Annotated in this window: 13 protein-coding genes; 4 read left to right on the top strand and 9 right to left on the bottom strand. The window is 64.0% G+C overall.

Annotation, left to right across the window (positions count from 1 at the left end):
* Positions 1-26 precede the first annotated feature (26 nt).
* The gene (locus BRAGE_RS0100985) at positions 27-752 is read right to left on the bottom strand and encodes an HAD family hydrolase (RefSeq protein WP_027560896.1); all 726 of its coding nucleotides are present in this window, start codon (positions 750-752) and stop codon (positions 27-29) included.
* A gap of 144 nt (positions 753-896) precedes the next feature.
* Here BRAGE_RS0100985 and BRAGE_RS0100980 point away from each other — a divergent pair, with 144 nt between their 5' ends.
* Positions 897-1,745 carry an SDR family oxidoreductase gene (locus tag BRAGE_RS0100980; protein ID WP_027560897.1) on the top strand — a complete coding sequence of 283 codons (849 nt, stop codon included), beginning with the start codon at positions 897-899 and terminating at the stop codon, positions 1,743-1,745.
* 121 nt (positions 1,746-1,866) lie between these two features.
* Positions 1,867-3,135 carry a serine hydrolase domain-containing protein gene (locus tag BRAGE_RS0100975; RefSeq protein ID WP_027560898.1) on the top strand — a complete coding sequence of 423 codons (1,269 nt, stop codon included), beginning with the start codon at positions 1,867-1,869 and terminating at the stop codon, positions 3,133-3,135.
* A 54-nt stretch (positions 3,136-3,189) separates the two neighbouring features.
* Here BRAGE_RS0100975 and BRAGE_RS0100970 read toward each other — a convergent pair whose 3' ends face one another.
* Positions 3,190-4,077 (bottom strand): dienelactone hydrolase family protein, encoded by an 888-nt coding sequence (locus tag BRAGE_RS0100970; protein ID WP_027560899.1) that lies wholly within the window; start codon positions 4,075-4,077, stop codon positions 3,190-3,192.
* Positions 4,078-4,732: 655 nt separating this feature from the next.
* On the opposite strand from BRAGE_RS0100970, the gene BRAGE_RS0100965 reads away from it, so the two are divergent.
* Positions 4,733-5,308, top strand: coding sequence for a MarR family winged helix-turn-helix transcriptional regulator (locus tag BRAGE_RS0100965; protein ID WP_027560900.1), 576 nt, complete (start codon positions 4,733-4,735; stop codon positions 5,306-5,308).
* 14 nt (positions 5,309-5,322) lie between these two features.
* Here the strand turns inward: BRAGE_RS0100965 and BRAGE_RS0100960 are convergent, their stop codons facing one another.
* Positions 5,323-6,279, bottom strand: a complete 957-nt coding sequence (locus BRAGE_RS0100960; RefSeq protein WP_027560901.1) for a hypothetical protein — start codon at positions 6,277-6,279, stop codon at positions 5,323-5,325.
* Between the two features lie 823 nt (positions 6,280-7,102).
* Here BRAGE_RS0100960 and BRAGE_RS0100955 point away from each other — a divergent pair.
* Positions 7,103-7,879 (top strand): response regulator transcription factor, encoded by a 777-nt coding sequence (locus BRAGE_RS0100955; protein WP_027560902.1) that lies wholly within the window; start codon positions 7,103-7,105, stop codon positions 7,877-7,879.
* A gap of 148 nt (positions 7,880-8,027) precedes the next feature.
* Here BRAGE_RS0100955 and BRAGE_RS0100950 read toward each other — a convergent pair whose 3' ends face one another.
* From BRAGE_RS0100950 to flhA, 6 genes are read right to left on the bottom strand one after another with little or no spacing between them, the layout of a single operon-like run.
* On the bottom strand, positions 8,028-8,483 hold the full coding sequence (locus BRAGE_RS0100950) for a hypothetical protein (RefSeq protein ID WP_027560903.1): 456 nt from the start codon (positions 8,481-8,483) through the stop codon (positions 8,028-8,030).
* Entirely contained in the window at positions 8,480-8,992 is a 513-nt protein-coding gene (locus BRAGE_RS0100945; protein WP_027560904.1) for a hypothetical protein, read from the bottom strand. Before BRAGE_RS0100945 ends, BRAGE_RS0100950 begins: the two co-directional genes overlap by 4 nt.
* 39 nt (positions 8,993-9,031) lie before the next feature.
* Positions 9,032-9,514 carry a rod-binding protein gene (locus BRAGE_RS0100940; RefSeq protein WP_027560905.1) on the bottom strand — a complete coding sequence of 161 codons (483 nt, stop codon included), beginning with the start codon at positions 9,512-9,514 and terminating at the stop codon, positions 9,032-9,034.
* Entirely contained in the window at positions 9,511-9,930 is a 420-nt protein-coding gene (locus BRAGE_RS0100935) for a hypothetical protein (RefSeq protein ID WP_027560906.1), read from the bottom strand. The genes BRAGE_RS0100940 and BRAGE_RS0100935 overlap by 4 nt, the downstream gene beginning before the upstream one ends.
* Before the next feature lie 6 nt (positions 9,931-9,936).
* Positions 9,937-10,689: a flagellar biosynthesis protein FliR gene (gene fliR, locus BRAGE_RS0100930; protein ID WP_027560907.1), complete on the bottom strand. Its 753-nt coding sequence runs from the start codon at positions 10,687-10,689 to the stop codon at positions 9,937-9,939.
* The gene (gene flhA / locus BRAGE_RS0100925) at positions 10,686-12,767 is read right to left on the bottom strand and encodes a flagellar biosynthesis protein FlhA (protein ID WP_027560908.1); all 2,082 of its coding nucleotides are present in this window, start codon (positions 12,765-12,767) and stop codon (positions 10,686-10,688) included. The genes fliR and flhA overlap by 4 nt, the downstream gene beginning before the upstream one ends.
* Positions 12,768-12,770 lie beyond the last annotated feature (3 nt).

Genomic DNA, 12,770 nt, shown 5'->3' with positions numbered 1-12,770 from the left:
ACTGTGCATGGGGTTGTTTTCCGGTTTTATTTTTGAGCCCCGAGTTCCGACAGGTCATCCAGCACAAACCGCGCCGCGCTGAAGTCGTCATCACGGAAGAACATGCTGCGCGTGATGAGAACCGGAATGTCCGCCCGCGACGCCGCGATCAGCCCGTTGCCAGAATCCTCGATCGCGACACAGTCGGAGGCATGGAGCCTCAGCCGCGCCAGGATCTCGAGATAGACATCCGGCGCCGGCTTCTTGTGCCTGACATCATCACCAGCAACGATGGCATCGAAATCCGCAGCCCAGCGGGTCCCCAGCGCTCGAGACAGCAGCGCATCGATGTTGCCGTGCGACGTCGTGGTCGCGATCGCGAGCCGCTGGCCACGCGCCTTAGCCTTGGCCAACAGCTCCGCCACGCCGGGCCTTAAGGGACAGCAGCCGGTTTCGACCAGCTCCGCATAATGCGCGGTCTTGATGCGGTGAAGCGCCGCGATGTCCACATCGGATAATGGCGGGGCGGCTGCCAGCCTCGCGTGGTAGGCACGCATGCGCTCCTTGCCGCCGGTCACTCGCAGCAGGTCCTTGTAGACGGCACGGTCCCATTGCCAGTCGAGACCATGGCGGACGAAGGCGTGGTTGAAGGCCTGCCGATGCAGCTCCTCGGTCTCGGCGAGGGTGCCGTCGACATCGAAGATCAGCGCGGCCGCGCCGCGGATCAGCTCTGCCGCGCCGGAGGGCGTCATGGTGGCCGCTTCCGCCTGCATGGTCGATGCCTCCCGGTGTCGAGCGAGCATTGCCTGCACCGGCCGGCGAGACAAATCGGAATATCTTTTGCCGGACCCAAAAATCTCTTATGAGCGAGACGCGCGGCGAGCGCGAACGGGAACCTTGACCTGCACGGGAGACGCATGCGGCTCTTCATCCTCGGCCTCGGCTACAGCGTCCGGCACTTCGTCCGCAAATTCGGCGACAGCTTCTCCCATGTCGCCGGCACCGTGCGCGATCCCGCGCAGCGGAACGATCTCGCTGGCATCGAGGTCCACGAATTTTCCGGCGGCAGTCCGGCGCGCGAGACGGTCGAACGCATCAGCGAGGCCGATGTCCTTCTCATCTCGATCCCGCCCGGCAGCACCGGTGATCCTGCCATCGCCGCATTCGGCGACGTGCTGGCGGCGGGCCGCCGCAAGGTCGTCTATCTCTCCACCATCGGCGTCTATGGCGATCACAGCGGCGGATGGGTCGATGAGAGCACGCCGCCGCAGGCGACGCTCGAGCGCACGCGCATGCGCATTGCGGCCGAGCAGGCCTGGGCCGACGCAACCGGCGGCGAAGCCGCCATCCTGCGGCTTGCCGGCATCTACGGCCCAGGCCGCAATGCGCTGGTGACGCTGCGCGCGGGCACGGCAAGGCGCATCATCAAGCCCGGACAGGTGTTCAATCGCATCCATGTCGACGACATCGCGGGCGCGATCATGGCGGCGATCCAGCGCGAGGGCGGGGGTACCTGGAACGTCTGCGACGACGAGCCGGCGCCCCCGCAGGACGTCATCACCTATGCCGCGAAGCTGATGAACGTTGCGCCGCCGCCGGAAGAAGCCTTCAAGACCGCCGAGATGTCGGCGATGGCGCGCAGCTTCTATGCCAGCAGCGCCCGCGTCTCCAACGCAAGACTGAAGCGAGAGCTCGGCGTCACGCTCGCCTATCCGACCTACCGCCATGGCCTCGATGCGCTCTGGCGCGCCGGCGAAGGACGCTAGGGTTCGGGCATCACCGGTGCGTCCCAGACATGCTGGGTGCGCGCTTGACTTCGCGCCAGCGCGGTCGTGATCTAGGCGTCGAGCGAGCCATTCGCATAACGCGCTCGCCTGGGAGGATGCAATGAAGAAGACGATCGCCATGATCGCGGCGGCGGCTGCCGTCATCACGTTCGGTGCAGCGCGCGCCGCACCGCTGCCCGAAACAAATCCCGATGACGCTGGCTTCTCCAAGCAGGGCCTGGCGCGGCTCGACAGCTTCTTCGCGCGCGAGATCGCCGCCAAGCGCGTGCCCGGCGCGGTCGTCGCCATCGCGCGCGACGGCAAGCTCGTGCACTACAAGGCCTATGGCATGCTCGATCCGGACAAGGGCACGCCGATGCCGGTCGATGCGATCTTCGCGCTCGCTTCGATGACCAAGCCGATGGCCGCGGTCGCAGGTCTGACCCTGATGGAAAAGGGTCAGCTCCCGCTCCAGGCAAAATTGTCGGACTACTATCCCGGCTTTGCCGACATGAAGGTCGGCGTTCAGCAGGCCGACGGCTCGCTGAAATTCGAGCCGCAGGCCTCGCCGATCTTCATTCACGACCTCTACCGGCACACGTCCGGCCTGATGTATGGCGGCCGCCCGGACTCCTCCAGCGCGCTTGCGCGGCAATACCCCGATGGCGTCGCGCCCGCGATCGAAGGCGACACCCCGGCTTTCATCGAGCGCATCACCAAACTGCCGCTGGCGCATCAACCCTCGACCGAGTTCGAATACGGCTTTTCGATCGACGTGCTCGGCGCCGTCGTCGAGAAAGTCAGCGAGCAGAAGCTCGGCGACTATCTCGCTGCCAATGTCTGGCAACCGCTCGGCATGAAGGACGCGACCTTCCACCCCACCGACGCGCAGCGCCCCCGCCTCGCCCGCCCGTTCGCCAACGATCCGCTGACCGGCAAGCCGCAGGCCATCAAGCTGCTCGACACGCCAACCAAGTTCGATTGCGGCGGTGCCTGCTCGTTCGCCACGATCGGCGATTACATCCGTTTCGGACAGATGCTGCTCAATGGCGGCGAGCTCGACGGCCAGCGTATCCTCTCGCCCAAGACCGTGCACCACATGACGACCAACCATCTCGGCCCCGAGATCAAGAACAACGTGGCCAACATCGAGCCGCACCGCGCCGGCTTCGGCTTTGGCCTCGCGGTCGCGGTGCGCACCGGCGAGGGGCTGTCGTCGGTGCCCGGCAATCCCGGCGAGTTCACCTGGAACGGCGCTTACGGGACGCAGTTCTTCTGCGATCCGAAGGAACGTCTCGTCGTCGTTGTCGGAACGGCGGCGCCGGGTGAGCTGCGCAAATACTACCGCGAGCAGGTCCAGGACATCGTCTATGGCGCAATGACGAAGTGAGCCTCGAATAGAGAAAGGGCGGCCACTCCGGCCGCCCTTTCGAAAACGCTGCCCTCAGCTCAATACGCCGTATTTCTTGAACCAGGCCTGCGCCTGCTTCCAGGCATCCTCCGCGGCGTCCCTGCGGTAGCTGCCGCGATAGTCGGCATGGAAGCCGTGCGGCGCCTCGGGATAGATCTTGAATTCGGCCGTCTTCTTGTTCTGCTCCAGCGCCGCCTTGAGCTGCTCGACCTGGGCGACCGGAATGCCGGTATCGGCCCCGCCATACAGGCCGAGCACCGGCGCCTTCATCTCGGGGGCAAGCTGCATCGGGCTCTTCGGCCAGAGCGGATTGGCCGGATCGACCGGCGGACCGTAGAAGGCGACGCCGGCCTTGAGCGCGCCGCTATGGGCGGCATATTCCCAGACCGTGCGTCCGCCGCGGCAGAAGCCGATGATGCCCAGCTTCGTGCTGTCGCCGCCCTGCGATCCCGCCCAGGCCACCGTCGCGTCGAGATCGGTCAATAGCTCGGCGTCCGGCTTGGCATTGACGATCGGCAGCAGGTCCTTGACGTCGGTGATCCTGGTGAGATCGGTGCCCTTGCGGAAGTAATAGTCAGGCGCGACCGCGAACGCGCCGAGCTTGGCCAGGCGCCGCGTCACGTCCTTGATGTATTCGTGCAGGCCAAAAATCTCCATCGCGACGATGATCACCGGCGCCTTGGTGTTGCCGGCAGGGCGAGCAAAATAGGCCGGCATCTCTTCCGAGCCGACCTTGATCTTGGCGTCGCCGGTCTGGAGGCCGTTGGTGTCGGTCGTGATGATGTCGGCGCGAACCGGACCGGCCGCGAGCGTGTAGCCAGCGGCGACGGCCGCCGTGGCGCTCATGAATCCGCGGCGCGAGACCGGGGCGACTTTCGTCAGGCCGACGACGTCGGATGTCATGGTGGTTTCGAAGCTCATCGGTATCCCTTCCTGCTTATGGTGGTGCCCCGGGGGCGACGCATTCGCCGATAGTTAACGGGCAAAGGCAAGTCACCAGCCTGCGAGCACGCGGTTCTCGGTATCATCCCTTCGTTGGCGCGGACCATCGGCCGCGCGCCGGACTCTGAACAAGAGACCGGCGGCCGATCGGATCGGCCATACGCCAGCCGTCGGATTTGATCGTGTGCGGGCTTTAACCGCGTGGCTGCGCTGCGACGCAACATCCATTAACCCAACATTACAGTTCTGCTGCCGCAACCCACGCGGTCAGAAGCTGCAGACTGCGGCCACTTCGCACAATTCGAAAAGGCTCCGCCGCAACAAATAGGCTGTGCGGTGGCGGCAACGACACATCATGTTGCCCAGACGCAGCGCGCCGCCGGAATCCGGCCGGTGAAGCGCAGTCATTTGACTGAAATTTTCCGAAGAGTTGAGCCGTACGATTCACTCGAACTTTCTTTGTGACGCCCTAGTTCCACGTCCGGAGGTTCCCTCTTGGAAACCGAAGGGCGACTTCCAAGAGCGCTCCGCCGTCCATTCGGACGAAGGATCGCCCGAGAGCTTCATTGTCGTCCACCCAGATTGCGCTACCCAAGGCTCAATTGAATAAAGCTTTATCCGACCTGGAATTGAAATGAACTTGGCTCGTGAATCGATTGAACTGTTGGAGCAGGTCGCGCGAATCCTCTGGTTCGAAGGCACCAAGCACGGCTTGCGCGACCGCGAGTGGATGGCGCTGCGATTCCTTTCCCGCGCCAACCGGTTTTCCCGGACGCCTTCGGCGCTCGCAAGCTACGTCGGCACCACGCGCGGCACCGCCTCGTTCATCATCGGCGAGCTCGAGCGGCTCGGCTATCTGGAGCGAAAGCGCTCGGCCACTGACAAGCGATCGGTGATGCTGAGCGTGACGCAGCAGGGCAAGAAGTTCCTGGTGCGCGATCCCGTCAGCGTTCTCGTCGAGGCAATTGCCGTCCTCGACGACGACGCCAAGGTCCGCTTCCGCGACGCACTCCGTCACGTACTGGATCAGTCCGACGCTGCCGAGCAGCGGCACCACACCGATGTCTGCAAGCGATGCATCTTCCTTCGCGAGGATCGCACTTCCCCCGATAGCAAGACAGCCGAGTTCAGCTGCCGTCTGTTCCGCGCGCCGATCGCGGAAGCGGAGGTGGATCTGCTATGCACCAGCTTCGAGCATCACCGCCAATAGAGGGCGGCCTTTGCTCAGGGCGTCGCCTTGCGTGACGAATAGATGACGCCGCTGCTGGACTCCACCACCAGGCGACCGTTCTCGTTCTTGATGTCCTCGATGCGGCCAAGGCCGGGCACCTGCTGTCCCAGCACGACCTCGATGACGCCGTTCGGACTTTGCAGGATCGCGATCCCCTCATAGGCCTGGCGAACCGACCAGCCCTTGACGACCTTCCGCGGCGCGGACGGAGGTACCGAGCCGGTGACCTCGGGCGCTGCGAGCGAAGCCATCATCGGTGCAGCCTGTGACGGCGGCTGCGAAGCAACGGCCGCGGGCGCCGGCGCCTGAGCCTGCACCTGGGCGAGCCTGTCGAGCTTCGCCGTCGAGGACGAGCTCACCCGCTCGATCCGGTCGAGATTCTCGGCGAACCTACCGAAGCGATCGTTGGTCGCCTTGCTCGATTGATCGACCGCGGTGCGCAGACCGTCGAGATTTTCGGACACGCCCGACACCTGCTTGCGCAGTTGCGCGACCGTCTCGCGCAGAATCCTGATCTCGGTGTTGGCCGCGACGTTGTTCTGCGCAGGCTGCGTGGTGAGATAGGCGATCACGCCGGTGCAGGCGCAGACCACCAGGATCGCGGCGACCGCCAATGTTGCGAGCGGCACGACCCAGGTCGGACGCGGCGGCGGCGGCTTGGCCACGATCACGGCCGGCTTGATCACGGCCGGGGCAGGCTTGGGTATCGCCATCTTGTCGAGGCGCGCCTTGGCGCGAATGCGCTTCAGCCCTTCGAGCGCCTCTTTCGCCAGCACTTCATCGTTCACCGCGGCCGACACGCGCTTCGCGTTCGCTGCGGGTTTGGTGCTTGCTGCGGGCCTGGAATTTTGCGTCGCGCTGTCCTTCATATTGCTTGCCGCCGGAGCCGGCTTCGCCGCCGCGGAAACATCAGCGGTTTCGCTGGGACGAGCTTGTCCATCGGACGACATGTGAAAATGCTCCGTTCAGTTCGATCTGTTGATCGACGAGATTATTTGCCGAAGCTTGCCTGAAACGTGCGCATCGAAAAGCTTTCAACGCGCGCGATGCGACCTCAATGAGTCGAACGCGACACGCACGCGGCGAGAGTGCGACTCGAAAGACACACACTCGCCAAGATTTCGCCAAGCTGGAGTCCAGCCGCCACACATGAGTCGAATTGTCGCATGTGGAAAAATGGGAGCACGAGTCAATCCGGGGTTGAAAACCCCTCGCTACGCGTCACCGGTAGCACCACTCAAAATTGCTGTGATTATACGGACATGCGGAACTTTAGAACCGCCAAGGTGCAAAACTAGTTCGAAATTCAAATCAACTGATGCGGTTGAAAATATCAAGAAACAACTCGAAACAAATCAACAGCATCAAACATGCATAGCAATCGCTTTGCGGCGCGCGCTTGATCGGAATTAGGCAATTGTTACGGTCCTACTCAAGTGATTCTCTCGCCAGTTGGCGAGGAGATCGACAAAGTTCAGTAGCGTTTCGGACACGATGAGCAACTTGGCGCAACTGTACTAGGTCGTATTCTCAATCCGCTCCGCGGGGTGATCCGTAAGACACCCGCCGGGCCTCACACAGTAAGCGTTCAGTATCGAGTCGAAGTAGCAGGCCTGCTCACGCAGGCACTGAATGCGTAGGGCTGCCCGCGAATATCGAAACCATAACAACGGTTCGCGGGAGGGAAATATCGTCAAACAGCATGGCTGCCGAGCCGGGGCATCACAAACAACCACCCGGCCGCTGCAAGTGCGAAACAGGGGCGAAAGACTGATGTATATTATCGTTGATGATCGCGAGAGCGTCACGAACAGCTACGTTGTAGGGCTCGTTCGCGAAGGTGTATCGTCGATCGGATTCTCCTCCGGAGAATTCTGGGACTGGCTGCAATCTGCGAGTGAATCGGATCTGGCAGCGGTCGATGCCTTCCTGCTCGGGGATTGCGATGCCCGCGGAAGCCTGCCGCGGGCGATGCGCAAGCGCTCCTCGGCTCCCATCATCGCCATGAGCGGCCAGAAGATGCTCAAGAACACGCTCGAGCTGTTCGAGTCGGGCGTCGACGACGTCGTGCACGTGCCCATACACCTGCGCGAGATCCTCGCCCGAACGGCCGCGATCGCGCGCCGCCGGGTTGGCGATCTGCCGAGGCCCTGCGAGAGCCGGATCCAGGTCTTCTTCAACGGACGTGACCCCGAGATCGCGGGCCACGCCCTCACCCTGCCCCGCCGCGAACTGCGCATCCTCGAATATATGGTCGCCAACCACGGCAAGTGGATCACCAAGACGCAGATCTTCAACGCGGTCTACGGCATCTTCGAGTCGACCTTCGACGAGAGCGTGATCGAGAGCCACGTCAGCAAGCTGCGCAAGAAGCTTCGCGACCGCCTCGGTTTCGATGCGATCGTGGCCCGGCGCTACGTCGGATACCGCCTCAACATCCCCGCGGGCGAGACCATCGACGTGCCGATGCAGGAGCTCGACGAGGTCGGCATCCTCCTGAACACGGCGCGCGCCGCCCCGGCCCCTGCGGCGTATCCCGCCGGAAACTGACGCGGCAGCGCACCGCCACAACAACGACAACGGCCTCTGCGGAGCATCCTTCGCAGAGGCCGTTGCACTGTTGGGGACCGAGGCCGGCTGAAATCAGGCCACGCAGCGCGGCGCAGCCGGAGGGCCGCCCACGCTTGTTCCGCGACGCCTACTGCTTCTGGAATTCTTCCTTTGATACGTAGTTGAAGTCCTCGACCAGGACGTCCTGGACGACGTCGGCCTGCATCCGCTCGTTGACGCGCTGCTTGATCGCCGTCGTGAGGATCGAGAGATCGTAACGGGCGAGCTTCCTGAAATCGAGACGGTCGTCGGCGTAGATCCTGCGGAAGGCCTCGTCGACGACGAACGGCTCCGGCGGAACGTTGAGCTGGTGCATGGTCCGCGCCTCGATGGTGTAGACGAAGCGCGCCACGATGTAGCCCTGCACGCTGCCACCCTCGATCATCGGCACGCTCAGCGCCCGCGTCTTCTGGTATTGCAGCCCGTCGAGATACTCGTCCTTCGCCGGCAGCAGGCTACCGTTTTCCTTCCAATAGGCCACGCCATAGCTCGTGCCCGCGGTGAGGATGCAAACCCAGAGGCCGGCCAGAACGAGTCTGATCATCTTCCGTCCTGCGCCGTACGACCGGTATAGGTGCCGTCCGAGTCGGCGTCCTTGATCGCCTTGACGATGATGGAGGCGACCTCGCGCACCGCTTCGTAATGCATTTCGAGGACCGAGCGATTCCGCTCGAGCTTCTCGCGCAAGCGCTGGATCTCCTCGGTGATCACGGTCTCGTTGCCGAGATGCATCCGTGCCCGCATCAGGCGGACGAATTCGAGCATGCTCCGGCTCTTGCGGGCGCTGAAGTCGTCGAAATCGATCTTCTTGCGCGTCGTGAGCGCAATCGTCTCCTCCTCGACGATGCTCTCGAGCCGGCGGATCGCCGCCAGCAGGCCGCGCACCTCGTCCGATCTCGCCGCGTCAATGCCGTCGACCGCCGCTTCGCCGCCGGCATTCGGCAACAGCGCCGGCAGCTGCGCACCGCCTGTCGCCGCTTCCATCGTTATCGCCTCGGTGTCCGCGACCGGCTGCTCCATCACCAGGACCGCCGCGCTTTCTTGTGCCTGCATAGGAAATTCACCCCTCAACGTCTGTCACCCATTCCCGGATCATGATCCGGCTTTCCCCGTAATGTCCGTTCCCGCCGGATGCGCTGAGGCGAGCTGCTTGGCAATGCCAATCCCCTTGCCCTTGGCCAGCTGGTTGCCCAGCTGCTCCGCCAGCATCGATTTCCAGACGCCACCGGCCGTGCCCTTGCCGAAGACCTGCTCCGACTCCTTCGGCAACATCGTCTCGACAAAGGTCTGGAGGATGAAAGCCTCGAACTTCCGGTAGACCTCGCCGGAGGCAGGCGCCTTGATCACCTGCACCGGCGCCCCGTTCACGGCGGTCGACTGCGCATCGACAACCTTCGACGCGGCCTGATCGGCCGTCGCCGCCTTGGCCTTGCCGACCTCCGCGTCCATCGTGGCGGCGAAATCGGCGTCGGATGATTTGAGCGCGTCGAGCTTCGCGGCCGCTGCGCGCTGCGTCACGGGATCGGCGGCATCGAGGACGTCGAGAACGAGGTCGGGCGTCGCTGTCACGATCATGTCTTGTTCCGGCTGGCTGGTCGTGGCGTCCACTCGCGCACGGTGAGGCTTGTTCCCGCGATCTCCTCGAGCGAACGCTTTTCGGCATCGCGAAGCTTGTCCGCGAGCGCCGCCTTGGCGACTTCCTCGAGCTGTTTCACGCGGCGGCTCTCCGCGCGGACCTGGTTGAACTGCTGCAATGCCTGCGCCTGAACCGCGCGCGCGCCGACGCTGGTCCTGTTGAGGCGCCGCGCGATCGATTCGCTCGACGAACCTGCCGGCGGCTTGCCCTCGTTCAAAGCTCCGACCAGCCATTCCTGTTCGTCCTGCAGGCTTTTCTCCTGCTGCCGCAGCTGCGCGAGCTGCCATTCGGACAGCCGGAGCTGGAGCTTCACGAGGGAGACCATCCGGGCGAGCTTGTCCGCACGCGACCTCATGACCGATCACTCTGCGAGCCACGACGAGACGCCGAGCATGAATTGCGTCAGCAGCTCGTCACTGGTGAGGTAGAGCAGCAGGAAGCCGCCGAACAGCACGAAGGGCACCGAGATGAAATAGACTGGAATTGCCGGCGTCAGCTTGTTGATGAAGCCAACAGCGAGGTTGACGATGACCGAATAGACGATGAAGGGGCTCGTGATCCGCAGCGTCAGCACGAACGCCTCCGACAGACGAGCGAGCAGCTGGTCCAGCGCCATGCTGCCCTCGATCCTGCTGCCGGGATGCCAGACATCGTAGGAGTTCATCAGCCCGCGCAGGACCTGCCAGTGCTGGTCGGTCATGAAGAAGAGCGTGGTGACGGACGCCATGATCAGCGGCACCAAAGCGGGCGCCGGATCGGTATCGCCGATCGGCGTGCCCGGAATGTTGCTGAGCCCGATCGCACTCGCCATCACGGTGGCCATGGTCTGGAGCGCTAGGAAGAACACGCGCCCGCCGAGGCCGATGACACTGCCGACCAGGATCTCGGAGCCGATCAGAAGTGCCAGCGCTAGCGGCGCCGCATTCTCCGTGAGAGGTTTCAGGACCGCGATCAGGATCGGCGTCAGCGCAAACGTCGTGACGAGCGCGATGAACAGGCGCACCTGGGCCGGGACGTTGACGCTAGAGTAGCCGGGCACGAACATCAGGCAGGCGCCGATGCGGCAGAACACGATGAACGTGACCAGCACGCTGTCGGCAAGGCTGCTGATCACGATATGGCTCCGAGCGCCCGGATCTCGGCGCAGCGCGCGACCTCGACATGCGACAGGATCGGCAGTGTCGGGAACACCCGCTCCAGGATCATGCGGACATAGGGACGGGCTTCGGGGGTCACCGCCAGCACCACGCTAGTGCCGCTCTCGGTGAACTTGCGGATCGCGGCGCTGGCTTCCGTCGCGAACTGCTCGATCTGGCGGGGATCGGCGTCGAACTCGACCACGTCGCCCTTGCCGTCGCGTTTCAGGCTCTGGTGGAACGCAAGGTCCCACCGATTGCCGAGCCGGACGACGTTGAGCACGCCGTTGTCAGAGAGGTCGCCGCAGATCTGCTGGGCAAGGCGCGTGCGCACATGCTCTGCGACCTGCTCGGACCGCCGCACATGGGGCGCGATCTCGGCGATGGCTTCGAGGATCAGATGCAGGTTTCGGATCGACACGCGCTCGGCCAGCAGGATCTTCAGGATCGCCAGCAGGCCCGAATAGGAGATCTGCGACGGACAGAGATCCTCGACCAGGCGCTTGTATTCGGGATCGAGCCGGTCGAGCAGCGCGCGCATGTCCTTGTAGGACAGGAGCTGGGCGAGGTTCGCCCGGATCACTTCGCTCAAATGCGTGAGCAGCACCGAGAGATTGTCGACCGGCTTGCAGCCCTGGCGCTTGACCTCGTCGGTGAAAGCCTCTGTCACCCACAGCGCCTTCATGCCGAAGGCGGGCTCGATCACCTCTTCGCCGGGCACGTCGGGCTTGCCGTCCTTGTCGACCAGCACCAGCACCTCGCCGAGCCTGAGCTCGCCATGCGCAACGCGCGTGTCGTGAATCCGGATCTGGTATCCCTTGGGATCGATCGACAGATTGTCGGTGAGCTTGATCTCGGGAATGACGAAGCCGTACTGCTTGGCGAACTTCTTGCGGATCTTGGCCACGCGGTGAGCAAGCTCGGTGCGCGCGCCCAGCAGATGGACCGAAAGGTGGCCGCCGAGCGCCAGCTCGATCTCGGCGGTCTTTAGCGATTCCTTGACCGAATCCTTGGCCTCGGCCTGGGCGCGTTCTTCGGCCTTGCGCGCGTCTTCCTTCTGCTTGAGGGCCGCCTGGCGCTTCGGCAGCGAGTAGCCGACGAAGGCCATGACGCCGCCGAGCAGCATGAAGGGCGCCATGGGCAGGCCCGGCATCAGGGCCAGCACGAACATCATCAGCGCGGCGGCCGACACCGCGCGGGGATAGCCGCCGAGCTGCCGCAGCACGGCCTGCTCCGCCGAGCCCCTGGTGCCGCCCTTGGAGACGAGAAGGCCGGCCGACAGCGACACGATCAGCGCCGGCATCTGCGACACCAGGCCGTCGCCGACGGACAGCTTGGTGTAGACGTCGGCGGCACGCGACAGGGTCAGACCGTGATGGGTGACGCCGATGATGATGCCGCCAAAAATGTTGATCGCAGTGATGATCAGGCCGGCGATGGCATCACCGCGGACGAACTTCGAGGCACCGTCCATGGCACCGAAGAAGGCGCTTTCCTCCTCGAGCTCGCGACGCCGGCGCTGGGCTTCCTTGTCGTCGATCAGGCCCGCGGACAAATCGGCGTCGATCGCCATCTGCTTGCCGGGGATGGCGTCCAGGGTGAAACGGGCGCCGACTTCGGCGATACGCGTCGCACCCTTGGTGATCACGACGAAGTTCACCGTGACCAGGATCGCGAAGATGATCAGACCGATAACGAAGTCGCCGCCCATGACGAATTTGGAGAAGCCGGCGACGACATAGCCTGCGGCCTGCTCACCCTCCCCGCCCCGCGACAGGATCAGGCGCGTGGTCGCAACGTTCAGCGCCAGGCGCAGGATCGTCGCGATCAGCAGCACGGTCGGGAAGGCAGAGAAGTCGAGCGGGCGCTGGATCCACAGCGCCACCATCAGGATCAGCGCCGAGAGCGCGATCGAGAACGCGAGCCCGAGATCGATCAGGATCGGCGGTATCGGCAGGAACAGGATCGTGAGCATGGTCACGATGCCGCCCGCGAAGAAGGCGTCCGCCCCGAGTCGGCGCGGGCTGGGCAGGCTAGCAGCTAACGTATCGGCCATGGG

This window comes from Bradyrhizobium genosp. SA-4 str. CB756, assembly GCF_000473125.1.
Taxonomy (GTDB): Bacteria; Pseudomonadota; Alphaproteobacteria; order Rhizobiales; family Xanthobacteraceae; genus Bradyrhizobium; species Bradyrhizobium arachidis.
The sequence above is the reverse complement of the archived record's forward strand: the minus strand, read 5'-3'. Positions and strand labels throughout refer to the sequence as shown.